We start from the raw sequence: 26425 nt of genomic DNA on the forward strand, positions 1-26425 counted from the left end.
GCGTGACCCGCCCGCGTGGAGGGGCGCGCTCGGCGTCTGGCGCCCCGGAGCGCGCCCGACCATCGCGGCGGTAGGGCCGCGCCGCGCGCTCCTCGTTTCCCGCCGCGCACCGAGCACGGCGCCCTGTCCCGGCGCTATACACCCCGAGCGGGAGGGGACGCTGATGGGGGAGGGGGGGTCGACCGAGCGATCGGGCCGCGCGCCGCTCGGCGTCGTCGTCGGCGCGGCCTGCTCGGTCCTCGCGGGGTGCGCGGCCCTGCTGGGCTGGTGGACGCGGGAGACCGCGCTCACCTCGATCGCGCGCGGCTGGCCGAGCATGGTGCCCAACACCGCGGTCACCCTCATCCTGGCCGGCCTGTCGCTCGGGCTGCTCGGCCGCGAGGGGCGCTCGGCGCCGCTCCGCCAGCTCGGGCAGGCGAGCGCCGCCGCCGTCGCGGCCCTCGCCCTCGCCCCCCTCGCGGAGTACGTCTTCGGGTGGGATCTCGGCGTCGATCGCCTGCTGTTCCCGGCGCGCGTGGACTTCCCGAGCAGGTTCCCCGGCAGGCCGTCGCCGAACACCGCGCTCTGCTGCGCCCTGATCGGCGCGGCGCTCCTCTCGCTGCCCGTGAAGACGCCGCGCGCCTGCCGCCGCGCGGTGGTCTGCGTGCTGGCGGCCGCGGCGCTCGCGCTGACGGCGCTCAGCGGCTACCTGCTCGGCGTCGGCTATTTCTACGGGCTGCCGCCGCTGTTCCCGTTCACGGGCATGGCGCTCCACACCTCGATCGCCCTGCTCGCGCTGTCCGCCGGGATCCTCGCGGCGCGGCCCGATTGCGGCGCGTTCGCCGTGCTCACGTCCAGCGCGCCCGGAGGCGCCCTGCTGCGGCGCCTCCTGCCCTTCGTCGTCCTCGTCCCGATCGTCCTCGGCCGCCTCTTCCTGATCGGCGCGGATCGAGGGGCTTACCCGATCGCCGCGTCGTTCGCGCTCGCCTCGGCCGTCACGACGCTCTTCCTCGCGACCGTGCTCTGGATCGGCGCGGCGCACCTGAACCTCGTCGACCAAGCGCGGCGCCGGGCCGAGGAGGCGCGCGCCTTCCTCGCGGCCCTCGCGCACTCCTCGGACGACGCCGTGATCGGCGCCGACCTCGACGGGACCATCCTGAGCTGGAACCCCGCCGCGGCGCGCCTCTACGGCCACAGCGCCGGGGAGGTGATCGGGCGCAAGGTGCTCGCCCTGTACCCGCCCGAGCTCGCCGCCGAGGCCGAGGCGCACCTCGAGCGCCTGCGCCGCGGCGAGCGCTTCGAGCACTTCGAGACCGCCGGCCGGACCAGGGACGGGAGGACCATCGACGTCGAGGTCACCGTGTCGACCATCGCGGACGAGGACGGGCGCATGACCGGCTTCTCCTCGATCTGCCGCGACATCGGGCGCCGCAAGGCGATGGAGGCCGCCGTCGAGCGCGCCCACGCGGCGGAGCGGCGCCTGCGATCGCAGCTCGAGGCCATCGGCGCCGCGAGCGCGGCGGTGACCGAGGCCCTCGCGAGCCTGTCGCGCTCCGACCTGCCCTCCGTGCTGGAGGTGATCGCGCTCCACGCGAAGGGGATCTCGGGCGCCGACTACGCGGCGATCGGCATCTCGGAGGACGACCGGCGGCCGTTCGACCCGTGGGTCCCGTGCGGCGTCGCCGCCGAGGAGGCCGCGCAGCTCCGCACGCCGCCGCGGCCCGTCGGCGTCCTCGGCGCGGTGGCCCGCGGCGAGCGCCCGGTCCGCCTCGACGACGTCCGAGCGCACCCCGACTTCATCGGGCTGCCGCCGCACCACCCGCCGATTCACGCCTTCCTGGGCGTGCCGTTCCGCTTCCAGGACCGGACCGTGGGCAACCTCTACCTCGCCAGGCGCCCCGGTCGCCCGCCGTTCGACGAGGACGACGAGCGGGCCGTCGCGCTGCTCGCCGAGCGGACGTGCGCCGCGATCGAGACGGCGCGGCTCTACCGCTCCGAGGCGAGCGAGCGCCGGCGGCTCCAGGCGGTCGTCGAGCAGATGCCCGAGGCGGCGCTCCTGGCCGACGCGGAGGGGCGGCTCATCACGTGCAACAGGCTCGCGATGAAGTACGCGGTCCGCCGCGAGGGCGAGCGCGACCCCTGGGACAACGCGGCGCTCTTCGACCTCCGATCCCCGTCGGGAGAGCCCGTGGACTGGCCCGATCGCCCGCTGACCCGGGCCCTCTGCCGGGGCGAGGTCGTGACGGGCGCCGAGGGGCTGCTCTGGAGCGCCGCCGAGCGCGCGTTCGTCCCTGTGCTGGTCAACGCCGCGCCGGTGCGCTCGGACGACGGCGAGATCCAGGGCGCCGTCACGGTCTTTCAGGACATCACGGCGCTCAAGGAGATGGAGCGGCAGCGCCAGGAGTGGACAGGCATCATCGCGCACGACCTCCGCCAGCCCATCCAGGTCATCGCGACCGCGAGCCATCTCCTGCGCCGCCGGCTCGGCGCGCTGCCCGCCGCGGACAGCGAGAAGCAGATCGGGAGGATCTCCGACTCGGTCGACCGGCTGCGCCGCATGATCGACGACCTCCTCGACGCCTCGCGCATCGAGGCGCGGCAGCTCACGCTGGATTGCCGCCCGGTGGATCTCCGCGCGCTCCTCGGGGAGATCGTCGAGCGGTCGGCCGGGGCGACCGAGGGCCACGCCGTGCGCCTGGACGTGCAGGGCGACGTGCCCGCCGTCCGGGCGGACCCGGGGCGGCTCGAGCAGATCGTGACCAACCTGCTCTCGAACGCCGCCAGGTACGGTGAGCCGGGGCGCGACATCGTCGTCGCCATCCGCGCCGGGGCGGCCGGCGCGCACATCGCCGTCAGCAACCAGGGCCCGGGCATCGCGGAGGCGATGCTCCCGCACCTCTTCAAGCGCTTCTGGCGCGCGCCCGAGCGCGGGCCGCGCCGCGTCCGCGGGGCCGGCCTCGGCCTCTACATCACGCGGGGGCTCGTGGAGGCCCACGGCGGGAGCATCTCCGTCGAGAGCACCCCCGGGGCCACGACGACATTCCACGTCACCGTGCCGTTCGCGCGGGGGTCCGCGCGCGCCGCCGAGACGTAGCCGCCCCGCGACGGGCTCCTGCGCGGAGAGCATGCAGCCGACTGCCCGCTTGGCGAGCTCGGCAATCAAAGCGGGCTCGTCAGTTGAACATGCGAGCTCGTCCGTGGTATTCGCGAGTTTCGTTACACCGATGCTCGTTCTCCGACTTCGGCTTTGCGCTACCACCATCCTTTCGCAGTATTCTGTGCTCAGGCCGCTCAGAATGATCGCAGAAGGAACTTCCTGAGGTTCGTATCCTTGCTACACCTGAGATCCGCTCCGGCCCGACGTCGGGGTAGTGAGGTGGCGCAGCAGTGAATTCCTGGTTCTTGCAGGTGGGTAGGCGGCTGGGGCCCGCGGGGCGTCGGCTTTGGGCACTCGGGATCATGGGGGTGGTGCTCGCGGTGACTCTCGGGTTCGCGCTCCGCGCGGCGCCCAGCGAGCGTGCTGCGACGTACACGGAGCTCCTCCAGATCGCGCAGACGGGGCAGGCGACCGCGGTCGAGGTGAGCGGAGATCGCTTCTTCGTCCGCCAGGCGGGCGGCGTCGCCGTCACCGCCGTCGTCGATGAGCCGACGCTCCGGCAGGAGCTCGTCTCCCGGTTCGCGAGCGCCGGCGCCTCGGTCGACTTCGCCTCTCGCGAGGAGAAGTCGCGCGCGGCCGCCGCGGTGCTCCCGGTGGTGGTCCTCGCCGCCGTCGGCTTCGCGCTCTACTCGGTGAGCCGGCGCCGCAGCCCGAAGGTCTTCACCGAGGCCAAGGCCGGGGCGACGCGGTCGCCCGTCCGCTTCGCCGACGTCGCGGGCATGCAGGAGGTCAAGCAGGAGCTCGCCGAGACGGTCGAGTTCCTGAAGAGCCCCGAGCGCTTCGCGCGCCTCGGCGGCCGCCCCCCGCGCGGCGTGCTGCTGACGGGCGAGCCCGGGACCGGCAAGACGCTGCTCGCGCGCGCCGTCGCCTCCGAGGCGGGCGTGCGGTTCCTCTCGGCGTCGGGGTCGAGCTTCCAGGAGATGTTCGTCGGCGTCGGGGCCTCCCGCGTCCGCGCGCTCTTCGCCGAGGCGCGCAAGGCCGCCCCGTGCATCGTGTTCATCGACGAGATCGACGCCGTGGGCCGGGCCCGCGCGAAGGGGCAGGGCGACTCCGCCTCTGCGGAGCACGACCAGACGCTGAACCAGCTCCTCGTCGAGATGGACGGGTTCGATCACGCGACCGGCATCGTGGTCATCGCGTCGACCAACCGCGTCGACATGCTCGATCCCGCGCTGCTCCGGCCGGGCCGCTTCGATCGCAAGATCACCGTGCCGCTCCCCGACGTGCGCGGCCGCGAGGAGATCCTCAACGTCCACGCCGGGCCGATCCCGCTCCAGGGCGAGGTCGATCTCGGCACCATCGCCCGCAGCACCCCGGGCTTCTCGGGCGCCGATCTGGCGAACCTGCTGAACGAGGCGGCCATCCTCGCGGCCCGCGAGGGCGCCGAGGCGGTGGACTTCACGCACATCGACCGCGCGCGCGACCGGGTGCTCATGGGCCTGGAGCGCAAGGGCGTGCTGATCGACGAGGACGAGCGCTACGCGACGGCGGTGCACGAGGCCGGCCACGTCGCGGTCGGGCTCCTCGCGAAGAACTGCGATCCGGTGCACAAGGTGTCGATCCTGCCGCGCGGCCGCGCGCTCGGCGTGACCCAGGCGATGCCCGAGAAGGATCGGCTGATGTACCGGAAAGAGTACCTCGAAGATCAGATCTGCATGCTGATGGGCGGCCGCGCCGCCGAGATGGTCATCCTCGGGACGATGACGGCCGGCGCCTCGGACGACATCCAGCGCGCCGCGACGATCGCGTGGAAGATGGTCGCCGAGCTCGGCATGAGCCACCTCGGCCCGATCTGCGTCGGCGACGGGCACCCCTCGCGCAGCCCGGCCCTGCTCGACCGCGTCGACGAGACGGCGCGGGCGCTCACGGACTCGCAGCTCGCGCGCGCCGTCGACATCGTGAAGTCCCGGCGAGGCGAGATCGAGGTCCTCGTCCAGGCGCTCCTCAAGAAGGAGACGCTCGGCAGCGACGAGATCGAGGCCTGCTTCCCGGCCGACCGACGCCGGCGCGCCGCCCAGGAAGCCGCCTGATCCCCCGCGGGCGCCTGGAGAGCGCTCCTCTCCCGGCGCGAGCCAGCAGCGGGCTGGGTTGCGCAGGGGCGGGGGGCCGCCCCAGGAGCACCGCACATGACCGCCGCCTCTCGCTCCGACCTCGCCGCGGCTCCCGCTCTCCCGCCCGCTGACCCTGCGTCGCAGGGCAGCGCCTCCATCGCCCAGGACCCTCACTTCGAGGTGACGGCCCCCGACCGGTTCGGCCAGCGGTGCGTCCGCAGCCTCGCGGCGTTCGCCGCGGGCGACGTGCTCCAGCCGTTCGGCGCCGCGGTCGTGCACGACCGGCCGGACCGGATGACGCTCCAGCTCTCCCAGCACCAGCACATCGATCTCGAGCCGGGGTTCCTGGCGTTCATCAACCACAGCTGCGATCCGAACGCCTACTTCGACGTCGAGCTGCGCGCGCTCGTCGCGCTCCGGCCGATCGCGCCCGGCGACGAGATCGCGTTCTTCTATCCTTCCACGGAGTGGGCCATGTCCTCTCCGTTCGAGTGCCGCTGCGGGAGCGCCCGCTGCCTCCGCCGGATCGCGGGCGCCTCCGAGCTACCGCCGGCCGTGCTCGCCGAGTACCGCCTCGCGCCGCACATCGCGCGCCAGCTCGCGCAGGGCGCCCCGCCGTCGAGCGGCGCTGTCTGAGCGAGAGCGGCGCTGTCCGCGCGATCGCCGCGCGCGGCGCCGTCAGTTCAGATCCCAGAAGTACTTGCCCCCGCTCGGCGGCGGCGCGTCGGCGTCCCCATCGGAGCCGACAGCGCCCTCTGAATTCGTGAGTTGAATTACTTCTTCGAGCGAGCCCGCCTCGTCGCGCCAGTACGCTTCCGTCCCGAAGTGCGGGAAAGTCCTGGGGAAAATCGGATCGTGCCACCGCCGCGCGATCCAGGCGGCGTAGTGGATCATGCGGAGCCCGCGCAGCGGCTCGATCAGGCCGAGGGTCGACCTGTCGAAGCGGCGGAGCTCCTCGTAGGCGTCGAGGAAGAGCTCGCGCTGCCGCCGCGCGGTCGCGTCGCGGCCGGGCAGGAGGAGCCAGAGGTCCTGCACCGCGGGGCCGACGACCATGTCGTCGAAGTCGAGCACGCGGAGCGCGCCGTCGCGGAGCAGCAGGTTGCCCGGGTGCAGATCGCCGTGGATGCGGTGCGCCTCGACGCCGCGCAGGCGCTCCTCGGCCGCGTCGGCGACGGCGCGCGCGGCCGCGAGGTACCGCCGCTCGACGGCCGCGGGGATGATCTTGCGCTCGGCGAGCCAGCCGAGATCCTCGCGCGCGTACGTGTCGGCGGAGAGCCGGACCCGGTGCTCGGCGGTCCTCGCCGCGCCCACGTTGTGGATGCGGGCGGCGAGCCGGCCGAGGCGCGTGAACAGCTCGTCTCCGAGCTCGTCGGGCGCGCGGCCGCCCATGCGCTCGAAGAGGCAATACTGGATGTGATCGATCTGCTGGAGCGTCTCGCCGTCGGGGAACGGGCGCGTCGGGCAGACGGGGATCTCGGCCTCCGCGAGCTCCGCGAGGAACCGGTGCTCCTCCAGGATCTGCTCGCGCGTCCAGCGCCCCGGGCGGTAGAACTTCGCGATGATGCGGGTGCGGTCCTCGAGCTCGACCTCGTAGACGCGGTTCTCGAACGAGTTCAGCGGGTAGCAGACGCGGTTGCACAGGAGGCCCGCGGCTTCGACGGCCTCGATCACCTTGTGCGGGGTCAGCGACAGGAAGAGGTCGGTCGGGGTGGTGACGCTCATGGTCGGAGGAGTTGAGCACCAACCGGCGCCGCGCTCGACGAGAAGTTTGGCCGGGCGGACCCGGGCGCGGCGCCGGGCGAGGTCGGCGCGCCGCGCGCCGCGCGCCGCGCGCCGCGCTCCGAGCGATCGTGATACGCTGCAGCGCGAACCTCATGATGGACGAGACGCAGCTTTCCTTTCCTCACCTCGAGATCAGCAAGCTCGAGGCGATGGTCGAGATCATGTTCCTCGCCGCCTACGCCGACGGGTCCATCAACGAGGCCGAGCGCGACGAGCTCGCGGGGCACGTGGCGGCGATGAGCGTGGGCCGCATCGGGGCTGACGTCGTCGAGACGCTCATCGCGATCATCGAGCGGTCGGTGCGCGAGGAGGGCCGGCGCGGCCGGTTCGCGGCGCTCCGCGCCCGCCTGCCCGACGTGCGGATGCGCGAGGCCGCGATCGAGCTGGCGGTCCGGCTCGTCGCCGCCGACGGCGTGATCCACGAGAGCGAGCACGCGCTGCTCGTCGAGGCGGCCGAGGCGCTCGAGGTGCCGATCGCGTTCCGGGGGCGCGTCGCGCCCGGCTCGGCCCGCTGAGCGGCCGGGCGGCCGCGACGTCGGCGCGGGACAGCATGCGCCCCGGGCGCTAGCATCCGCGGCACCTTGCGCACCTCGATCATCGTCAATCCCGCTGCCGGCAACGCCGCCCAGTCGGCGCGGCTCCACGAGCTGGCGGCGGCGCGCCCCGACGTGCGGCTGATCCAGACCGAGGGCCCGGGCCACGCCCGCGAGCTCGCCGGGGCCGCCGTCGAGGAGGGCTCGGAGATCGTGGTCGCGGCCGGGGGGGACGGCACGATCAACGAGGTCGTCCAGGGGCTCGGTCCGTACCGCGACCGCGCGCGGCTCGGCCTCATGCCGCTCGGCACCGGCAACGATCTGGCGCGCACGCTCGGGATCCCGTTCGACCCGGTCGAGGCGTTCGCGCTGCTCGACGCGGGGCGCGTCGAGGCGCTCACGCGCAAGGTGGATCTCGTCCACGTCGAGAGCGCGGGGCAGACCCGGTATTGTCTGAACGTCGCCGCCGGCGGCTTCAGCGGCCAGGTGGACGAGGCGCTGACCGACGAGATGAAGGCCGCGTGGGGGCCGCTCGCCTACGTGCGCGGCGCCATGAAGGTGCTGCCGGATCTCACCGGCTACGAGACGACGATCGCCTGGAATGATCAGGAGTTCGAGCGCGTCGAGGCGCTCAACGTGATCGTCGCCAACGGCAGGACCTGCGCGGGCGGGATGAAGGTGGCCTCCGGGGCGAGCATGGAGGACGGGCTGCTCGACGTGGTGATCGTCCGGTATGCCTCGCTGCTCGATCTCGCCGCGGTGGCGGCGCGCCTCGTCGCGGGCAGCTACCTCGACAGCGCCGAGGTGATGCACCGGCGCGCCTCCCGCGTGCGGATCGCCGCGAAGCCGGGGATGTGGTTCAATGTGGATGGCGAGCTCCTGAGCAACGCCCCCATCTCGTTCTCGGTCGAGCACCGCGCGCTCAGCGTGCTGGTCGGCCCCGGATACGACGCCGGGGGCGAGGGGAGCTGACACCGGCGGCCGCTGTGTCCGCCCGTGTGTCAGCGCAGGGAATGCGCCGCCGCCCGATCGTTGCGCCGGCGGATCTGGCCGCGCGACGTCCGCGCCCGCCCGAGAGCCGGCGCGCCGCTGAGTTGAGGGGAACGACCGTCACCCGGCGCCGGATCTGAGGCCTCGGGCCCGCACCCGGCGCCCCGGCGGGCGCGAAAGAGGCGCTTTCACTGCGGTTTGTGTCGGCCTGTTCCTTGCACATACTCCATGCACAAGGTCATGGACAGCCAACGAACTGACAGCTCCACGACGCCACATGGCGCATCGATGGAACCCACGTCGAATCGATCGCGCCCCGCGAGTGGGGGCAGAGCTTCACCGCGCGCGTATCGCTCACCGCGATCTCCGCGCTGGTCGGTGGCGCACCGTCCTCCGTTCGAGCCCGTCGACCTCCGGACTTCCGGCAAGCTGTCGAGGCCGTCTGGATCGGTCTGGTGTCCTGGCGCGGATGTCGCGCCCCTGGACCCGGCGGCGGACGCCCCGGCGAGCGCGCCGCCGGCCACGCTGCGGACCGGCCTCGCCGGCCTTTCCCAGGCCGCCGCTGCGCCGGCCGTCGCGGATCTGCCGTCTGCTGCGGTGGGCGAGCTGGCCGCCGCGCTGCGGCGCTACGCCCCAGGCGACGTCCTCGCGGGGCGCTATCGCCTCATGGAGCTCATCGGAGAGGGGAGCATGGGCGCCGTGTGGAAAGCCCGGAATGTCGCCCTGAACCTCGATGTCGCGCTGAAGCTCATCCGTCGCGATTGCCCCGTTCCGGAGGCCGCCTCGCGGCTGCTCCGGGAGGCGCAGGCCACGGCGCGCGTGTCACACCGCGCCGCGGTGCGGATCTTCGACCTCAGCGTCACGGAGGAGGGCGAGCCGTTCGTGGTGATGGAGTTCCTCCACGGCAGGTCGCTCGCGCAGGTGCTCGCCGACTCGGGGCCGATGTCGCCCATCTCCAGCGTCCAGCTCCTGCTGCCCGTGATCGGCGCGCTCAGCGCCGCGCACGGCGCGGGGGTCGTCCACCGCGACGTGAAGCCGGCGAACGTCGTGCTCGTGCGCGACGGCCGCAGGATGATCCCCAAGCTGATCGACTTCGGGATCGCCTTCACGGCGACCCGCGCCGTCGGCGACGCGCGGCGGGAAGCGCTGGTCGGGAGCCCGGCCTACATGGCGCCCGAGCAGGTGCGCGGCGGGCAGGAGTCCGACGCGCGCTCCGACGTGTGGAGCGTCTGCGTGGTGCTCCACGAGCTCGTGAGCGGCCGCCGCCCGTTCGGCGGCCCTGGCAGCATCTCCATCGTGCACGACGTGCTGCGCGTCGATCCGCCGCGCCCGGACGCGTTCGAGGCGCACCCGCGGCTCTGGGAGATCGTCGCGCGGGGCCTGTCCAAGGCCCCGGAGGATCGCTTCCCCACGATGGCGGCGCTCGGCCGTGCGCTGGCCCAGTGGGCGATCGCGAGCGGCGTCTCCCACGACGTGACCGGCGCGTCGCTCGTCGACTACTGGCTCCCCTGAGCGGGCCTGCGGAGGTGGGGTGAGCCGCCGGCCGGCGGCTCAGAAGCGGACGCCGCAGCCCTTCGCGTCGACGAAGGCCTTCATCGACGCGAGCTCGTTCGGGCCCGCGTCCCGGTAGGCCCAGCTGATCGCGCCTGCGTATCCCTGGCTGTACCAGCTCTCCAGGAGCTTCGACACATTCGCCGTCGCGAGGCCGGCGGTGGGGAAATCGCTCATGACGACCGGCTTGTCGGTGATGCCGTAGTCCGCGGGCGACTGGTTGTAGGGCCAGTACCGGTTGACCCGGTCGTTCATGTGGAAGGTGTAGAAATCGATGTCCGTGGTCGTCCAGGCCAGCGACCACTTCATCGAGGCCGAGCCGATCGTGATGAGCGCTTGACTGTCCGCGCGGAGCGCCTGGATCGTGTCGCGGAGAAACGCCTCCATCTGCTCGTGCGCGATCGGCTCCACCTCGGGGTCCGGGTCGTAATCCGGGTCGCCATACGGGCTCGGTCCGGTCATGGCCAGCTCGGGCTCGTTGATCACGTCCCAGGCGACCATCCGGTGCCGGTAAGGGCTCTGTTCGACCGCCTGCGCGATCGGCCTGACGACGTTCTCTATCAGCGCCGCGCGCCGCGCCGCGTCCGTCACGAGGGGGGAGATGCCCACGGTCTTCACGTCCCCGTCGACCCGGCTCGGGTGGAAGTTGTCGAAGGAGAAGAGGCAGAACATGAGGTTGATGTCCGCCTGCTCGGCGAGCTCCAGGGCCTTCTGGACGTCGCTCCGCGTCGTCGCGCCGAGGCCGACCGGATCGCCGTTCTCGTCGAAGACGACGCTCTCGCCCCGGATCTCCGGCAGCATCCACCACCGCGCGACGCTCGCCCCGCTCTCGCGCATGCCGGCGAGGTGCTTTGCGTGCGTTTCCGCCTCGGCCGTGACGCCGCGCTTGTCCCACGCGGCGATACCGCCGAAATCGCCGGCGAAGTTGTGCCACGCATAGTTCATCCCGAACAGGAAGCGTGTCTCGCAGCCGAGGGTGATACCCCCGCCGTTCGCGGGGCACTCGTCGACACACGCCACGGTGCTGGCCTCTCCGCCGTCACCGCCGCCACCCTGGCCTCCCTCGCCGCCTCCCTGTCCGCCGTGCGCGCGCTCCGGCGGCGCGCCGCCGGCCTGTTCGCCTTCCACCTCGCTGTCGAGTGAGCCGGCCAAACCGCAGGCGCCGAGCGCCAGGGCGGCTGCCGTGATGAGAGCGCTGCGACCCAGTGCATTTGCAGGGCGGTTCATGGTGTCAATGGTGCGATGCTACGCGCGCCCGTTCACGGGCGCCATCCGGATTCATTCATGCGCTCACCGAGAGCACCTTTCGCGACGCCGCGCGCGCTGCTCGTGCAATGGCCCTGGCGAGAGCGGTTATCTGCCCCACGACCAGCCCAGCTCGTCTGTAAGGTGGAGTGGGAGTGGTCCGCGCGCGGTGCAGGCGGGGCGGTCGCGTGGTCGCGCTGTCGCTGACCGACGGCGGGCGGGCCCTGTCGGCGGGCGCGGGCGCGCGGGCAGGCAGACCGGGCGGCGACCTCGGCCGGCGCTCCCCGCGTTCCCCTTGAAACCTGCTTCCTCGGCCAGCTAATGGAGGGGCTCGGGCCGCTCGGGCCCCGAACGCCCCGCTAGCGGGAGGAGAACCACCGATCATGAAAGCGCGCGCAGCCGTGGCCCACAAGGCCGGCGAGAAGCTCACGGTCGAGGACGTCCAGGTGGAGGGCCCTCGCGAAGGCGAGGTGCTCATCGAGATCAAGGCCACCGGCGTCTGTCACACCGACGCTTACACCCTCTCGGGCAAGGATCCCGAGGGCCTCTTCCCCGCGATCCTCGGGCACGAGGGCGCCGGCGTCGTCGTCGACGTCGGCCCCTCCGTGAGGAGCCTCAAGAAGGGCGATCACGTCATTCCCCTGTACACGCCCGAGTGCCGGCAGTGCTCTTACTGCACGAGCGGAAAGACCAACCTCTGCCAGGCCATCCGCGCCACGCAGGGCCGCGGGCTGATGCCGGACGGAACGAGCCGCTTCTCGATCGGTAACGAGCGGATTCACCATTACATGGGCACGTCGACGTTCTCGAGCTTCACCGTGCTCCCCGAGATCGCGGTCGCGAAGATCCGCGAGGACGCGCCGTTCGACAAGGTCTGCTACATCGGCTGCGGCGTGACGACGGGTATCGGCGCGGTGATCAACACCGCCCAGGTGAAGCCCGGCGACAACGTCGTTGTCTTCGGCCTCGGCGGCATCGGGCTGAACGTGATCCAGGGCGCGCGGATGGCCGGCGCCGATCTCATCGTCGGCGTCGACATCAACCCGAAGCGCCGGGAGCTGGCCGAGAAGTTCGGGATGACCCATTTCGTCAACCCGAACGAGGTGCAGGGAGATCTGGTGCCCTACCTGGTCGATCTCACCCGGGGCGGCGCCGATTACAGCTTCGAGTGCATCGGCAGCGTGAAGGTGATGCGCCAGGCGCTCGAGTGCTGCCACAAGGGCTGGGGGACGAGCATCATCATCGGCGTCGCCGGGGCGGGCGAGGAGATCTCCACGCGCCCCTTCCAGCTCGTCACCGGGCGCGTCTGGAAGGGCACCGCGTTCGGCGGCGCGCGGGGGCGCACCGACGTGCCCAGGATCGTCGACTGGTACATGGAGGGGAAGATCAAGATCGACGAGCTCATCACCCACACGATGCCGCTCGACGACATCAACCATTCCTTCGATCTCATGCACGAGGGCGAGTCGATCCGCAGCGTCGTGCTCTTCTCCTGAGCTGAACGGCGCGGGGGCGCGCGGCTCTGCCTGCCCGTCGGTCGCGCTGTGACCGCCGGGGCGGACGCGCTCGGGCGCTGCCTGCGCGGCGTCGTGCGCGGCCGCTCCTCGGGGGAGATGTCGGTGTCATGGCAGCGGCGACGGGTGCTGCAAAAATGCTGCCCTCTGTGACATCATCCACTGCCATGGTTCATGTCACCTCCCTGGCGGGGCTGCCCGCCAACGCCCTCGCCGAGGCGAACGCGGCGACCGCCGCCTGCGATGCTGTCGTCCTCGTCGCGCCCTCGCCGATCGCGAAGCACGTTGGGGGGCTCGGGCCCGCGGTGGGCGCGCTGGTCGAGGCGGCCGCGCGGGCGGACTGCGCGCTGGAGGGCAGGTGTGCTCCGATCGTCCTGCCGGCGCCCGGGGTGCCTGGCGGGCGCCTGGTGCTCGCGCCGATGGGGACGCTCTCGGAGGAGATCGACGACGTGCGCTCCGTGGCGGAGGCGGCGTCGGCCGGCTTCGCGCGGGCGGTGGAGGCGGGGGCGAGCCGGCCGCTCCTTGTCGTGCGCGCGCCGGCCGGGCCGCGGTTCGCGCGGGCGATCGAGGTGGGGGCGCTCGCCGCGCTCGGGAGCCAGTGGACGCCGCTCGAGGCGCGCGAGGCGGAGATGGCCCCGCGCACGGCCGAGTCGGTCGCGGTGCTCGGCCTGTCGGAGGCGCGCGCCCGCGAGATCGCGGCCATCGAGGTCGGCCGCGCGCTCTGCCGCGACATCACCGGCACCGAGCCGGAGCGCATGGCGCCCCGCCGCGTGGCCGAGATGTGCGAGGCGGCGTTCGCCAGGACGGGCGTGCTCGTCAAGATCGAGCGCAACGTCGACGACTACCCGCTGATCAGCGCGGTCTCGCGGGCGTCGCGGGTCGTCGAGCGCCACCGGCCGTGCGTCGTGCGGCTCGATTACCGGCCTCGCGGCGAGATCCGCCGCACGGTGATGCTCGCGGGCAAGGGCGTCACCTACGACACCGGCGGCGTCGACCTGAAGACGGACGGGAACATGGCCGGGATGTCGCGCGACAAGGGCGGCGCCGGCGCGGTCGCCGGGCTGGTGCGCGCGGCCGTGGCGCTCGGCCTGGAGGGGGTGCGCATCGTCGGGCTGCTCGGGCTGGTGCGCAACAGCATCGGCGAGGAGTCCTATGTGAGCGACGAGATCATCCGCAGCCGCGCCGGCGTGCGCGTGCGGATCGGCAACACCGACGCCGAGGGGCGCCTGATCCAGGCCGACCTGCTCGCGCTCGCGCGGGAGCTCGCCATGAGCGGCGCGGCCGATCCGATCCTGTTCTCGGTCGCGACGCTGACGGGGCACGTCTACCGCGCCCACGGGCCGTACACGGGCGCGATCTGCAACTCCGCCGCGCGGCCCGAGCTCGACCGGCTCGACGTCCTCGCGGAGCGCTGGGGCGAGCCGATGGAGCGCGTGCGGCCGCGGCGCGAGGACTACGCGTTCGTCGCGCCCCGATCGTGCGCCGAGGACGTGGTCTCCTCGAACCGCCTCGCCTCGGTGAACACGCCGCGCGGGCACCAGTTCCCGTTCGCGTTCCTCGACATCGCGTCGGGGCTCAAGGGAGGCACGCTGCCGTTCATCCACCTCGACATCGGCGGCGTCGGGGTCGAGTCCGTGGACTGGCAGTTCGGCCGCCCCACCGGCGTCCCGATTCCAAGCCTTACCGCTTATCTGTCTGGAGAGTCGTAAGGGAACACCCGCGCAACGAGAGGGAGATTGGCCGCCAAGGCGTCAAGGACGCCGAGAACAGGAGATTTCTCGGTTCTCCTGGCGTCCTCGGCGTCATGGCGTTTTTCTCGATGCCGGAGCGATGTGCCGAGCTTGGCTATTTGCGCGCACACGCGCGTTACGCGCGGGGCGTTCGATCCGTCCATGATGGTGGGGTGGGGCGCGGCCCGAGCGTGGATGTGTTGCGCGGTGTCAGGGGGCCGCGGTTGCGGCCGGCACGTTGCTGGCAAGCTCGGCGGCCATGGGGACAGCTCGTTCGACCGCAATCGTCCATCGCGCCCTGATTCGGCCCGTGCTCTCCGGATGGCTCGCCGCGGCGGCCGCCGCGTGCGGCGCGGGTGAGGGGGGGAACAACCTGGATTCACAGCGCCTCGCCGCGCCGCAGCGCGACAGCCGCGACGTCCTCCTGGCCGCCGCGGGCGACGACTCGAGGGCCGAGCGCGCGCAGCCGGCGCCCGAGCGGGCCGGGATCAAGAGCGTGGCAGTCCCGATCGGCAGCACCGGCTTCGCGCGCGGGCGGTCGACGGCCGTCGTCAAGGCCCCGGTCGAGCGCGTGCGCGCCGCGGTGCTCTCGTTCGAGCGCTATCCGGAGTTCATGCCGTACTACAAGAAGTGCCGCGTGCTCGGGCGCACCCCTTCGGGCGGGTGGGATGTCTACATGGAAGTCTCGGCCCTGAACGGCGCGGTCACGATGTGGGCGCGCCTCGAGATCCAGAAGCCGGCGCCCGTGGATGGAGTCGAGACCTACTCGTCCCGCTTCGTCTCCGGCAACGTGCAAGACCTCCAGGCCACCTGGCAGCTGGAGAAGATCGACGACCAGACGACGCGCCTGTCCCTCGAGGTCTTCCTCCGGCCGAAGCTGCCGCTGCCGAAGAGCCTCCTCAACTCGGAGAACCTCGACGGCTCGGCGCGCGCCGTCGCCGCCATCCGGGCGCGCATCGAGCAGGCGCAGGACGGGAGCCGCTGACGCGCGCCGGCGGCCGGCGATCGCGTCAGGGCAGCCGGATGCTGAGGTTGTCCATCGCCCCCGAAGGGCCGGGGAGGGGACTGGATCCGAGCGTCCACTTGCGCACCGGCGTCCCGGCCGGCAGGCCAACGTAGTTGTGGCGGTGGCGCGCGCCGTTCAGGTGCGCCCGGTTCCCCGTGAAGGCGCTGAGCCCGGCGGGGGCCTCGTTCTGGATGCCGTACAGCGTGTTCCGCGACAGCGTGTTCCCCTCGACGAGCGCGCGCGCGCAGGCCCTCAGCCAGATGCCTTTGCCGTCGTTGTTGGCGGCCTGGCACCCGATGATCCGCGCGTCCTTCTGGCCCTCGAGCAGGAACCCCGCGCCCTTGCGCGGATCGCCGCGCGACGGGCCCGCGTCCACCGGCGGGGCCGGCCGCTGCACGAACTGCGGGGCGCGGTGGACCGTGTTGCCGTCGGCGATGCAGTCGATGAAGGCGTTGTCCTCGCCTCCCACGAAGCCGCCCTCCGGATCGGCGAGCGGCGCCGACGCGATGAACCCGGCCGCGAGCCCGTCGTCCTCGGCGGTCCCGCTCGCGTTCCGGTTCCCCACGGCCGCGCAGCGCCGCAGCACCACCTGGCGGGTCGAGTGGAGCGCGAAGCCGCCGGCGGGCGCGTTCACGCCCACGCTGTGGTTGCCGATCGCGCGGCAGTCCTCGATCAGCGCGCGGTACACCGCCCTGCCGATGCGGAAGCCCAGGGCGGAGAAATCCCTGACCCCATCGGCGGACGCGCCCGGGTTCGCGTTGTAGTTCCCGTCCGCCTCGCACGCGATCATCTCGAGGTTGCTCGTGGTCGAGATGTTGAATCCGCACGCGCGGTTGCCCGTCAGCGTGTGATTCCGGTTCGCCCGGCAGCGCAGGAACTTGTAGTTCTCCCCCCAGGCGAAGAACCCGGCCGGCTCCCCGCCCGACGTGTTGTCGTGCGCCTCGCAGTCCTCCACGAGCACGTTGCGGCAGACGACGAAGTCGACGCCCACGACGTTGAACTGCACGCCGCTCGGCTGGGCGCTCGTGTTCGCGTTGCGGTTGAACACGCACTGCTTGACCTCCACGTTGTCGCAGAAGAGGACGAGCGCCCCCAGCGTCACCACGCCGTCGAGCCGGCTCGTGTTCTCCGAGCACACGCAGTTGAGCAGCCGGATGTCGGAGGCAAAGGTGATGTCGTTGCTCGCGTCCTGCGTGTGCTGCGTGCCCATCACGAAGATCCCGCCGTTGCGGCAGAGGAAGCTCGTGTCGATCACCCCGTCGCCGCCGCACCGGCTGACCGAGAGGTCGCGCAGATCCACCTGGCGGCAGTCCCTGGCGACGATCCCGACCCCCTGGATCCCGACCACGCTGCCGTTCTTGATGACGATCCGCCGCCGCCCCTCGACGTGGACACCCACGTTCCCGGAGACGACCTCGCCCCGGCACGGCCGCGCGCCCGGATCGGCGGCGGTCCTGGGCGCCGGGGGGTGCACCTGCCGCAGCGTCCTGCCGCACAGGTCGAGCGTCACGTCGTCGCTCGCGATCGTGATCGCCCGCGCGTCGGCGTCGCTCGCCACCCAGTCGACGTCCTCCACCAGGGCGTACTGGCCGGGCGCCGTGATGACGAACGGGGCGCGGCGGTCCGGGTCCGGCCCGCCGTTGATGTCCCGCGCCGTGACGGGGATCCTGCGGCAGCGCGCGTCGCCGTGGGGGAGCTCGGTCATGGTTCCTCGCGCGAGTCTACGCCACGGGGCGCCCGGCGCGCGTCACTGGATCGGCGCGGCCCGCAGCGACCCGGCGAGCTTCGCGTAGAGCGCGCTCCGCGGGTCGTCGCGCCGGTAGACGAGGCGGAAGTCGTCGCGCGCGAGGACCGCGGACCGGAGGAGCCGCTTCAGCTTGCCGCTGCGGAGCTCGGCGGCGACCATGTGGAGCGGCAGCACGGCCACGCCCTCGCCCGCGAGCACCAGCGCCTTCATGGCGGCGCCGAGCCCCACCCAGCGATGGCGGGCGAACGCGAAGCGGCCGACGCCGCCCATCTGGTCGGCGAGGTACCGGAACAGCGGCATGGTCGGGTCGATGTCGAGCAGGCAATGCCGCGCGGCGTGGTCGGGGCGGGAGAACTCCGCGCGCTGGAGCAGCTTCGGGGAGGCCACGAACGCGTAGCGCTCCTCGTGCAGCGTCTCCGCCGCGAGGCTCGCGGCGCTCCAGCGGGCGCTCGTGACCACGCAGTCGACGCTGCGGTCGTGGAGGCGGCGCAGCAGATCGTCGGAGGCGCCGAAGTAGAGGTGGAGCGTCACCTCGGGGCGCCGCCGCGTCAGCTTGCCGAGCTGGGGGACGAGCCAGGACATCCCGAGCTCGAAGCGCGTGCCGAGCGTCAGCTCGACGGGCGCGGGCGCGGGGCTCATCGCGCTGCGCAGGCAGTCCTCGGCGAGCGCCAGGCACTGTCGAGCGCGCGGCAGCATGGCGAGGCCGAGCGGCGTGAGCTGCACCCGGCGGGTGGTGCGCTCGAACAGCGGCGCGCCCACCTGCTCCTCGATCTGCTTGATGCGCTGGCCGAAGGCGGCGGGGCTGAGCGCGACGGCGCGCGCCGCGGTCCGGAAGTTCAGCGTCCGCGCCGCGGCCTCGAAGCAGGCGAGGTTCTCCAACGAGGGGAGCAGCATGGCCGCATTGTATCGCTGGCCAGTACAATCCTCGTCACGAAAGCTCCTCGTCGGCCGTCACGGGCGCCGCGGCGCGGGCCCGTCGTGCGGCGCTGCTCGCCGCAGGAGCCGCGCGGCCCACAGCGAGAGCGCCAGCAGCGAGGCGGCCAGCGCGGCCCCGATCGGCGCGCGGTGTCGCTCGGTGAAGGGGAGGTCTCGCGTGTCGCGGGCGGCGCCGAGGGCCGGGTTGGCCTGCGCGGCGCCGAGCCTCGCCGGCGCGGGCGGCAGCTCGCGCTCGCCGCGATCGAGGACGTCTGCCAGGTCGTAGCGGGGGCGCGCGCCGAGCGGGTCGCCGACGTACAGCCGGTGCGGGCCCGGCTGGGCGGCGCGGAACACGATCTCGCGGGCCCGCACCTCGGCTTGCGCGGCCGACAGGGAGAGCGGCGCCGAGTCGCCGTCGTGGACCGTGAGGCGGAGGTAGCGCTTGCGGGTGGGGCTCAGCGGGATCCGCGTCAGCGCGAGCGCGGCCCCGGCCTCGCCGCGGGGGCGGACCCGGTAGACGAGGCCGCTGCCCACCGGAGGCCAGACCGCGCGGTAGGTGGTCGAGGCGACCTCGACCCGGCGGCTGAACTCCGGCGTGGCGACGTCGAGGAGCACGGCCTGCAGCGGCGCGCCGTCGGCGCCGGCGTCGAGGGTGACGAGGGTCATCTTCGCCTCGCTGTCCCGCTGCGTCTCGACGATCGCGAGCGGCAGCAGCGCGGTCGTGCCGGCGTCGGCCGGCGGCTCGCACGAGACGGCGCCGCCCGTGATCCGGACGTCCGCGGCCGCGCCGCGCGCCGGGGCGACCTCGGGGACGAGGCGGACGCGGACCAGGGCGGCGCGAGAGAGCGGATACGAGACGGCCAGGTGCTCGACGGTCTCGGAGCCCTGGGGGATCCGGTACACGTGGGCGCCGCGCGCCACCTCGCTGAGCGACCTCGGGTCCGCGCCGGTGTCGACCCGCGCCTCGCGGAGGAAGCTGCTGCCGAGCACGCTGAGCTCGATCCGGCAGTGGCGCGTGCCAGGCGCGTCGAGCGCCCAGGTCGCGTGCGTCACGCCGGCGGCGTCGACCCCCGGGTCCAGCATCGTGGCGGCGATCCGGCCGGGGGAGGGCGCGGCGCCCGCCTCGCGGATCACGTACGGCACCTCGGCGCCGTCGGGGCCGGCGATGCGGACGTCGGCGAGCAGCTCCTCGGCGCGGCTCTCGCGGTAGAGCTCGAGATCGACGTCGACGCGGTGGTCGCCGGCGGCGTCGACGCCCTCGATCGGCCGGACGAGCGCGTGCTTCTCGATCGACAGGGCCGCGGCGGCCTGCGCCGCGGCGGGCGACAGCGCCGCGGCGGTCTGGGCCTCCGAGGGCCGCGCGAGGCCCGTCGCCGCGAGCAGGGCGAGCAGCCCGGCCGCGCCCCTCGGGCCGGCGCGCAGCAGCGTCACGAGGCGCCGGCCGAAGCGGGCGTAGAGGAAGCCGCCGCCGACGAGCAGCGCGCCGACGCCGGTGAAGAGCGCGATCTGGTAGATGCGCTCGACGTGCCACACGTCCCAGGCGACGAGCTTCGCGATCGTGACGGCGAACAGCGCGAGCCCGGCGTACCGATGGAAGGCGTCGCGCGCGGCGAACCCCGCCGTGAGCAGCGCGATCGCCGCGAGGGCGAGGACGAGCGTGGTCGCCATCGCGAGGCTCCCCTGCTGGGCCTCGAGGGCGGCGCGGTGCTGCACGACGAGCTCGGCGAACTCCGCCTCGTCGAGCGGGGCGGGGGGCGCGGCGGGGAGCTCGGTGATCGCGCTGCGCACCTCGATGACGACGGTCGCGATGAGCAGGGCGTAGCCGGAGCCGAGCGCCGCGAGCCCCGCGGCGCGGATCGAGGGCGCGCGCGGTGAGGACCACGATCGCGCGAGCATGCGCCCCGCGGCGAGCAGGGCCGCGCTCACGCCCGCGAACGCCCAGGCCCTCGCGTTGAGCAGGACGGGGGCGGCCATGGCCCCGTCGCGCCCGCGCGTCTCGAACCAGGTCGTCACGAGCGCCTCGGCCTCGGCCCGATCGACGACGAGCGCCCGGGTGAGGGCGGCGACGAAGAGCAGCAGGGTGACGGCGAGCCAGGCGCGCTCGCCGGTGCGCGCCGCGATCGCGGCCGCGACCGCCGCGAGGATGCCCCACACCACGGTGACCGTCGCCCCGCCGAGCCCGAAGGCGACGGCCGCGGCGAAGAGGGCGAGCGCCTGCCCGAGCAGCAGGGCGATGCGATCTGCGGGGGGCGCGCCGGCGCGCGGGGGCGCCGCGCCGGTGAGCGGCGGCGCGGCGCCGGGGTGCCAGGGCGCCGCGGCGGCGTGAATGGGCGCCGTGCCGGCGTGAATGGGCGCGGCGCCGGCGCGCAGGAGCGCCGCGCCGAGCGCGAGGTCCAGGGCGCCGGCCGTCGCGGTGAGCAGCGCGCGCAGGGTCGGCGCGTCCTCCGGCGTCGCGCCCAGCGCGGCCGCGACGAACCCGAGCGTCCCCACGCTCGCGGCGAGCGCGGCGGACCAGGAGAGCGCGGGCTCGCGCGGGCGCCGCGCCGAGGCGCCCACGGCGCCGAGGAACACCAGCATGACCAGCGCGGAGGCGACGAGGAAGCCCGCGTCCACGGCCGCCGGCGCGGCCGCCGCGTCCACCTCGGCCTCCGCGAGCGCGCCGGGGGCCGCCGCCGCGAGCGCGCCGGCCGAGACGAGCGCCGCGGCGAGGAGCAGGGCGGGGAGCTCGGCGCGCGCGGCCATCCACGCGACGAAGGCGGCGGCGCCGGCCAGCGCGAGCGCGAACAGCGCCGCCTCGGTCCCGAACAGCAGCATGCCCGCGGCGCAGGCGAAGAGCGACGCGCCCGCGGAGCACTCGACGGCGGTCCTCCGGTCGAGGCGGCGCGCGAGCCCGGCGTCGCGGAGCCAGCCCGCGAGGTAGACGACGGTCCAGACCGCGACCAGCGCGACGAGCGTCGTCCGGCCCGGCGCCGGCGCGTCCGCGAACGCCGCGGCGAAGGCGAGGAAGCCGGCGCCCATCGGCGCCAGGAGCCAGCCGGCGGCGCCGAGCGCGCGCAGCGCCGCGACCGCCGCGATCGCGATCGCGATCGCGGCGGCGGCGAGCGCGCGCGGGGCGTCGAGGAGCAGCGCGCCCGCGCCGGCGTGCGCGAGCACGAGCGCGGCGACGCCGAGCGCGACGGCGTCCGCGGGCGCGGCGCCGGGGAAGGCGCCGGCCGGCGCGGGGCCGCGGGGCGGGGCCGCGCTCGCGGCAGCGGCGGCGCTCCGGGCCAGCGCGCGGCGCGCCCACAGCGCGCGCAGGACGCCCTGCGACGCGGCGAGCGCGACGAACGCGAGGGGCACCGCGCGCGCGGCGAGCGGGAGGTACGGCCCCGGGAGCGCCTCGGCCGGCTGGTCGGGCCAGGGGGCCGCGCCCGCGTCGCCGAGGGCCGGAGCGGCGCTCGCGTCGAAGTACCGGTCGTACCAGCCCGAGAACAGCGCTGCGTGGCCGGCGAGCGCGAGCCACGGCGCGACGCGGAAGCCGAGCTTCGCCGCCACCGCGTGGACGACGCTCGTCATGAGCAGGAGGTAGCCGAACAGCAGGAGCGGCCGGTCCTGCCCGGTCGACAGCACGACGGGGTTGAGGAAGCCGGCGACCAGCGAGAGCACGAGGATCGCCTCGCCGCGGTGGCGGAGCGCGAGCGCGGCGCCGAGCAGGAGCAGCGCCGTCTCCGCCGCGAACGCGGCGGAGAACGGGATGAGCTCGTACAGCACCGCGCTCGCCCACACCGACGCGACGAGCACCGCGAGCCCGAGGCCGAGGAGCGCGTGGACGAAGCGACGCTGCGTTCTCCCGCGGATCGCCTCGGCGATCGCGAGGAGCGCGGCGCCCGTCGCCGCGCCGATCGCGACGCGCCCGGTGGGCCCGATCCAGGCGTTGTCCGAGGCGTACTTGAAGAAGAAGAGCGCGCCGAGCAGGAAGGTGGCCGCGCCTGCGCGGGTGAGCCACGTGAGGCCGAGCGTCTCCTCGATGGAGGGCCTCTCCGGGGCGCCGCGGTGCGCGGGGCCGCCGGCGCCGAGGGCGCCGTCGTGGAGCGCCCCCGGCGGGCGAGGTCCCGTGGGGGCGGCGAACGCGGCCGGCGCTGCCGCCGGGAACGCGCCGCGCTCGCCGGCGGAGAACACGGCCGGCGCTGCCGCCGGGAGCGCGCCGCCCTCGCCGGCAGCCGGCGCTGCCGCCGGGAACACGCCTCCGTCGCCAGCAGCGACCGTCATCGGCGCGACCGCCGGGAACGCGCCGCCCTCGCCGGCGGAGAACACGGCCGGCGCTGCCGCCGGGAGCGCGCTTTCCTCGCCGGCGGCCAACGCCGCGGGCACGACCGTCGTCAGCGCAACGGCGGGTCCGGCGGCCGCCGGAAACGCGATCTCCGAAGGCGCGCCTGCGGCGCCGGCGGCCACCGCGGGGGTGGCGCCCGAAGCGTCGGCCGCGATCGCGGGAGCCGCGCCTGAAGCCTCGACGGCCGCCATGGAGGGCGCGACCGCCGCTCGGGCGGTGGCCACCGGCGCGACCGCCGTGGGCGTGACCGCGGCCTGCGCGGCTTGCTCCGGCTCCGGGGCGCTCGTGCTGCGCGGGCTCTGCGCCGGCGCGATCAGCCCGGCGCGTCCGCGCTGCCCGGAGAGCTCGGCCACGCGGCGCTCCAGGGCGTGGACCTGCAGCAGGAGGTCCTCATTGCGCCGGTTGGCCCGGACGGCGAACACGAACGCCACGAGGGGGGCGACCAGGAGATAGGCGACGAGCGCGAGCCCGAAAAAAACGAGGATCCCTGCCCCCATGAGGACTTCGTAGCATAGGGCCTGCGCCGACGGCGTCGCCCGTCCGCGCGATGATGCCAGTGCTGTTCATGCCGCTCTTGCCGACAGCCCAGCGGAGCAGCGAGGACCTTTCGGCGCGCGCTGGGACTGGAGTAAGGTGCATCCTCATGAGGAACACACGCCTGCCTGATCGCCCCGCGCCAGGCGCCTGCTATCTTCCCCGTGTTCCCGGACGGCGGCGTTGCTCGGGGGGGGAGCGCGGCCATTCGGGAACAGTTCTTTTGTCCTCACGACCCGCTGATCCGGAGACCTTGCGATGCTGAAGCACCCCACCGTCTCCGCATGGCAGCGCGATCACGAGGAAGGCGGTTATCAGGCCGAGGTGCGCGGCTGGACCTTGCGGGTCCGCTGGATTCCCGAGCGTCCCGGCGAGCAACGCGGCTTCGTGTGGGAGGCCGTCGATCCGTCGGGAAAGAAGATCACCTCGCGCGAGATCCACGAGGAGATCGAGGTGGCCATGGCCCACGCCGAGGAGTGCGTGGCCCCCGATCCCGAGAAGCACGAGTCGAAGACCATCGACTGAGGGGCGCGCTGAGCGGCGCGCAGCGCGCGGGGCTCAGCCCGTCTTCTCCGCCACCGCGGCCTTGCGTCCGCGCTTGCTCCCGTAATTCCTGATCACGATCTCTCCCACGCGGCCCCGGGCGTCGCTCTTCGCGTTGATGCTCCGGAGCGCCGCCACGCGGTCGATCTTGAACCGCTTGTAGAGCGGCGGGATCTCCGGAACATCGGAGTTCGAGAGCATCACCTTGACGCCTCGCTCGTCGAGCGCGGCGAACAGGGCCGCGAGGCGCTCCTGGTCGCGGAAGCTGAAGCCGCCCGCGCTGTAGGACGTGAAGTTCGCGGTCGACGAGACGGGCGAGTACGGCGGGTCCAGGTAGACGAAGTCGCCCTCCTCGGCGTGGTCGAGCACGCGCTCGAAGTCGCGGACCTCGAGCTCGACGCCCTGGAGCGCCGCCGAGCAGGCCCGGAGCTGGGGCGGGTTGCAGATCGACGGGTTCACGTAGCGGCCGAAAGGCACGTTGAAGCGGCCGGCGCTGTTGACGCGGTACAGCCCGTTGAAGCCGGTCCGGTTCAGGAAGATGGTCCGCGCGGCGCGCTCCGGCAGCGAGAGCGTGGTCGGGTCGAGATCGCGAACCCTGTAGTAATGCGCCTGATCGTAGGCGTGGCTGCCCAGCGCGGCGATGACGTCCTCGACCCGATCGCGCACCGCCCGGTAGCAGTCGATGAGCTCGGCGTTGACGTCCGTCAGGGCCGCGCGCTTCGGCTGCAGGCAGAAGAACAGCGCTGCTCCTCCCACGAACGGCTCGAAGTAGCGCCCGTACGACGCGGGCAGCAGCGGCTGGAACTGCCGGAGGAGCTGGCCCTTGCCGCCGGCCCACTTGAGGAACGGGCGTGGCAGCGGGGGCGCGGCGCTGTCGGGTTCGGTGACAAGTGCGGTGGTCATCGCGCAATACTGGACGCCAACCTACCAGGGCGCGCGATCGTCCTCAACCGCCGCGGCTCACCGCGAGCCAGCTCACCGTCCAGAGCGCCTCGCCGGTCCGCCCCCGGCGCGCGACCGCCGGGGCACCATGAGGCGCGCCACGCGTCGCTCCGGGCTAGGACGTTCTATGTCCACAACCCGACCCCCACGGACGGTGATGTGCCTTGTCGCCGAGGGCGGGTGTTGATTCATTTGATGAGCAATTACGGATAGTTGCAAGCAAGCGTGAGCGCGAATGACCGCGTCTGTCCACCGCCCGGATCATGGGATGTCGTCGCTTGCGCGGCAGCGGAGCAGGGATAAGTTGAAGTCTCGTCACGCGGGCCGAGCAGCCGCTCGATGGGGCGGAGCTCTCCCGCATTCACGCACCGCCGCCTCGGGCCGTCTCGCCGCCGGCCCTGGGCGGCGCGGCAGGGGCTCGCCCGGGCGCAGCGCGCGGGCGCCCCGCGCCGTGTGGCGGCTTTTGTCGAAGCCGCCGTTCCCTCTCGACAGGAGGAATGCCGCCATGATGCTTGCCTTCGACCTCGATCGCGACGACGCCCCGCAGCAGCGCCGCCCCGCTCCGGCGGACGGACCTGGCTGCTTCGGCGAGGCTGCGGATTACCGGGCTCAGCGGATCCTCTACGCCGCGCGCGGCTGGATCGCGGAGCAGGACGGCATGACCACCGACGGTCGGTCGCTCCTGCTGCTGCACGCCCAGAGGACGCCGCCGGACCGCCGCGAGACGCTTGTGCGCTGCTTCGAGCGTGTGCTCCTGCACGCCCCCCGGCCGGAGCTCCCTGCGCTCGCCGCGTCGCTGCGCCAGGCGGGGCTCTCCGTCGACGAGGGGCTCTCCGTGATGGGCGCCCCGGCCGGCGAGGTATGGGCCGCGGTGCAGGGCCTCGGCCGGTTCCGCTCGTTCCCGGCGGGCCTCCACCTGTCCAGGGTGTCGCCGGACGACGACGACGACGCGATCCGCGCGATCCAGGAGCTCCAGGCCGAGAGCGGCCACGCGCCGCTCCCGGGGTGGACCCTGCGCGGCGGCGACGGGCGCTCCTTGACCCTCGCGCTGCGCGACGGCCGAGGCGCGCTGGTCGGCTGCACGACCCTGTGCGTCCTGACGCGGCCGGCGCCTGCCGAGGGCGGGCGCGAGGCGCGCTCGCAGCTCGGGCTGCTGGGCGCCCCGCCGCTCTGGATCTCCGACGTGGGCGAGGCGCCTTCCTGGACCGGCATGCCGATCTGCACCTGCCTGCGCGACGAGTACCGCGGCCGCGGGCTCGGGGCGCCGCTCCAGGCCGCGGCGCTCCGGGAGGGGCACGAGCTCTTCGGGATCCGGTGGTTCTACGCGCTCGTCAGGGCCGGCGACGAGATCGCGAAGCGCATGAACGCGCGCTGCGGCCTCGCCCCGCACCGGGCCGAGGGGTTCCTCCTCGCCTCGGCGGGCCCGTCGGAGCGGCCCCGGCGCCCGGCCGAGGCGCGCCGCGGCTCAGGCTGACAGCACGGGCGCGAGGATCTTGCCGAGCTCCGCGGCGATCTTCTTCTGCTGCGGGACGCGCGCGCCGATCGACGCGAGGTAGAGCGTCCGGTCGCACACCGTGAGCCGCGTCGCGTAGAAGTCGTCGCCGCCGGCCACCGCGTCGACGAACTCGTCGAGCTCGGCGTACCCGGTGACCTTGTCGGCGCAGCCGGCGCCCAGCGCGGCGAGCAGCGCGAGCTCGTCGTCGCTCCCCGCGCCGCCAGCGCCGCGCGCCCCGGCGAGCAGCAGGCCTTCCTCGCCGGCGAGGGCCACGGCGCGCGCGCCGCTCCCCTGCATCGCCTCCACCAGGCAGCGCTCCACGGCATCTTGAGGGACATCGCTCGGCGTCATCTGCTGCTTCATCGGGGTGCCTCCGGCCGCGACTCTGCTCCGACCGCCGCG

Annotated in this window: 18 protein-coding genes; 11 read left to right on the forward strand and 7 right to left on the reverse strand. The window is 73.7% G+C overall.

Features of this window, described 5'->3' with window-relative positions; all coding sequences use genetic code 11:
• Positions 1–163: 163 nt before the first annotated feature.
• The 3 genes from WME76_RS10060 to WME76_RS10070 all read left to right on the forward strand — a co-directional run bounded on the left by WME76_RS10060 (position 164) and on the right by WME76_RS10070 (position 5823).
• Complete coding sequence (locus WME76_RS10060) at positions 164–3073, forward strand: PAS domain S-box protein (protein ID WP_437959938.1); 2910 nt, start codon at positions 164–166, stop codon at positions 3071–3073.
• 365 nt (positions 3074–3438) lie between these two features.
• Positions 3439–5166, forward strand: a complete 1728-nt coding sequence (gene ftsH / locus WME76_RS10065) for an ATP-dependent zinc metalloprotease FtsH (RefSeq protein WP_437959939.1) — start codon at positions 3439–3441, stop codon at positions 5164–5166.
• A gap of 96 nt (positions 5167–5262) precedes the next feature.
• A complete protein-coding gene (locus WME76_RS10070; RefSeq protein WP_437959940.1) occupies positions 5263–5823 on the forward strand; it encodes an SET domain-containing protein-lysine N-methyltransferase in 561 nt (186 codons plus the stop codon).
• A gap of 42 nt (positions 5824–5865) precedes the next feature.
• Here WME76_RS10070 and WME76_RS10075 read toward each other — a convergent pair whose 3' ends face one another.
• On the reverse strand, positions 5866–6909 hold the full coding sequence (locus WME76_RS10075) for a serine/threonine protein kinase (protein ID WP_437959941.1): 1044 nt from the start codon (positions 6907–6909) through the stop codon (positions 5866–5868).
• Between the two features lie 128 nt (positions 6910–7037).
• On the opposite strand from WME76_RS10075, the gene WME76_RS10080 reads away from it, so the two are divergent.
• The 3 genes from WME76_RS10080 (at position 7038) to WME76_RS10090 (ending at position 10004) form a co-directional block, all read left to right on the forward strand.
• Positions 7038–7484, forward strand: a complete 447-nt coding sequence (locus WME76_RS10080) for a TerB family tellurite resistance protein (RefSeq protein ID WP_437959942.1) — start codon at positions 7038–7040, stop codon at positions 7482–7484.
• Positions 7485–7550: 66 nt separating this feature from the next.
• On the forward strand, positions 7551–8474 hold the full coding sequence (locus tag WME76_RS10085; protein WP_437959943.1) for a diacylglycerol/lipid kinase family protein: 924 nt from the start codon (positions 7551–7553) through the stop codon (positions 8472–8474).
• A gap of 396 nt (positions 8475–8870) precedes the next feature.
• Complete coding sequence (locus WME76_RS10090) at positions 8871–10004, forward strand: serine/threonine-protein kinase (RefSeq protein ID WP_437959944.1); 1134 nt, start codon at positions 8871–8873, stop codon at positions 10002–10004.
• 39 nt (positions 10005–10043) lie between these two features.
• Here the strand turns inward: WME76_RS10090 and WME76_RS10095 are convergent, their stop codons facing one another.
• Entirely contained in the window at positions 10044–11195 is a 1152-nt protein-coding gene (locus WME76_RS10095) for a hypothetical protein (RefSeq protein WP_437959945.1), read from the reverse strand.
• 476 nt (positions 11196–11671) lie between these two features.
• On the opposite strand from WME76_RS10095, the gene WME76_RS10100 reads away from it, so the two are divergent.
• The 3 genes from WME76_RS10100 to WME76_RS10110 all read left to right on the forward strand — a co-directional run bounded on the left by WME76_RS10100 (position 11672) and on the right by WME76_RS10110 (position 15517).
• Entirely contained in the window at positions 11672–12784 is a 1113-nt protein-coding gene (locus WME76_RS10100; RefSeq protein ID WP_437959946.1) for an S-(hydroxymethyl)glutathione dehydrogenase/class III alcohol dehydrogenase, read from the forward strand.
• Positions 12785–12969: 185 nt separating this feature from the next.
• On the forward strand, positions 12970–14511 hold the full coding sequence (locus WME76_RS10105; RefSeq protein WP_437959947.1) for an aminopeptidase: 1542 nt from the start codon (positions 12970–12972) through the stop codon (positions 14509–14511).
• A gap of 331 nt (positions 14512–14842) precedes the next feature.
• A complete protein-coding gene (locus tag WME76_RS10110; RefSeq protein ID WP_437959948.1) occupies positions 14843–15517 on the forward strand; it encodes a type II toxin-antitoxin system RatA family toxin in 675 nt (224 codons plus the stop codon).
• Between the two features lie 25 nt (positions 15518–15542).
• Here the strand turns inward: WME76_RS10110 and WME76_RS10115 are convergent, their stop codons facing one another.
• From WME76_RS10115 to WME76_RS10125, 3 genes are read right to left on the reverse strand one after another with little or no spacing between them, the layout of a single operon-like run.
• Positions 15543–17243: a right-handed parallel beta-helix repeat-containing protein gene (locus WME76_RS10115; protein WP_437959949.1), complete on the reverse strand. Its 1701-nt coding sequence runs from the start codon at positions 17241–17243 to the stop codon at positions 15543–15545.
• A 42-nt stretch (positions 17244–17285) separates the two neighbouring features.
• Complete coding sequence (locus WME76_RS10120) at positions 17286–18179, reverse strand: LysR family transcriptional regulator (RefSeq protein WP_437959950.1); 894 nt, start codon at positions 18177–18179, stop codon at positions 17286–17288.
• Positions 18180–18236: 57 nt separating this feature from the next.
• Positions 18237–23006 carry a DUF2339 domain-containing protein gene (locus WME76_RS10125; protein ID WP_437959951.1) on the reverse strand — a complete coding sequence of 1590 codons (4770 nt, stop codon included), beginning with the start codon at positions 23004–23006 and terminating at the stop codon, positions 18237–18239.
• 295 nt (positions 23007–23301) lie between these two features.
• On the opposite strand from WME76_RS10125, the gene WME76_RS10130 reads away from it, so the two are divergent.
• Positions 23302–23568, forward strand: coding sequence for a hypothetical protein (locus tag WME76_RS10130; RefSeq protein WP_437290609.1), 267 nt, complete (start codon positions 23302–23304; stop codon positions 23566–23568).
• Positions 23569–23601: 33 nt separating this feature from the next.
• On the opposite strand, the gene WME76_RS10135 is transcribed toward WME76_RS10130, so the two are convergent.
• Positions 23602–24489: a DNA adenine methylase gene (locus tag WME76_RS10135; RefSeq protein ID WP_437959952.1), complete on the reverse strand. Its 888-nt coding sequence runs from the start codon at positions 24487–24489 to the stop codon at positions 23602–23604.
• 544 nt (positions 24490–25033) lie between these two features.
• On the opposite strand from WME76_RS10135, the gene WME76_RS10140 reads away from it, so the two are divergent.
• Complete coding sequence (locus WME76_RS10140) at positions 25034–26002, forward strand: hypothetical protein (RefSeq protein ID WP_437959953.1); 969 nt, start codon at positions 25034–25036, stop codon at positions 26000–26002.
• Here the strand turns inward: WME76_RS10140 and WME76_RS10145 are convergent.
• A complete protein-coding gene (locus tag WME76_RS10145; RefSeq protein WP_433935943.1) occupies positions 25994–26386 on the reverse strand; it encodes a hypothetical protein in 393 nt (130 codons plus the stop codon). The genes WME76_RS10140 and WME76_RS10145 overlap by 9 nt on opposite strands.
• Positions 26387–26425 lie beyond the last annotated feature (39 nt).

The sequence above is a fragment of the Sorangium sp. So ce119 genome, assembly GCF_051524405.1.
In the GTDB taxonomy this organism is placed as follows: Bacteria; Myxococcota_A; Polyangia; order Polyangiales; family Polyangiaceae; genus Sorangium; species Sorangium cellulosum_G.

Coding starts and splice junctions, on each gene's coding strand:
- WME76_RS10060 (WP_437959938.1), top strand. CDS start 164: ATGGGGGAGGGGGGGTCGACCGAGCGATCGGGCCGCGCGCCGCTCGGC.
- ftsH (WP_437959939.1), top strand. CDS start 3,439: ATGGGGGTGGTGCTCGCGGTGACTCTCGGGTTCGCGCTCCGCGCGGCG.
- WME76_RS10070 (WP_437959940.1), top strand. CDS start 5,263: ATGACCGCCGCCTCTCGCTCCGACCTCGCCGCGGCTCCCGCTCTCCCG.
- WME76_RS10075 (WP_437959941.1), bottom strand. CDS start 6,909: ATGAGCGTCACCACCCCGACCGACCTCTTCCTGTCGCTGACCCCGCAC.
- WME76_RS10100 (WP_437959946.1), top strand. CDS start 11,672: ATGAAAGCGCGCGCAGCCGTGGCCCACAAGGCCGGCGAGAAGCTCACG.
- WME76_RS10105 (WP_437959947.1), top strand. CDS start 12,970: ATGGTTCATGTCACCTCCCTGGCGGGGCTGCCCGCCAACGCCCTCGCC.
- WME76_RS10115 (WP_437959949.1), bottom strand. CDS start 17,243: ATGACCGAGCTCCCCCACGGCGACGCGCGCTGCCGCAGGATCCCCGTC.
- WME76_RS10120 (WP_437959950.1), bottom strand. CDS start 18,179: ATGCTGCTCCCCTCGTTGGAGAACCTCGCCTGCTTCGAGGCCGCGGCG.
- WME76_RS10125 (WP_437959951.1), bottom strand. CDS start 23,006: ATGGGGGCAGGGATCCTCGTTTTTTTCGGGCTCGCGCTCGTCGCCTAT.
- WME76_RS10130 (WP_437290609.1), top strand. CDS start 23,302: ATGCTGAAGCACCCCACCGTCTCCGCATGGCAGCGCGATCACGAGGAA.
- WME76_RS10135 (WP_437959952.1), bottom strand. CDS start 24,489: ATGACCACCGCACTTGTCACCGAACCCGACAGCGCCGCGCCCCCGCTG.
- WME76_RS10140 (WP_437959953.1), top strand. CDS start 25,034: ATGATGCTTGCCTTCGACCTCGATCGCGACGACGCCCCGCAGCAGCGC.
- WME76_RS10145 (WP_433935943.1), bottom strand. CDS start 26,386: ATGAAGCAGCAGATGACGCCGAGCGATGTCCCTCAAGATGCCGTGGAG.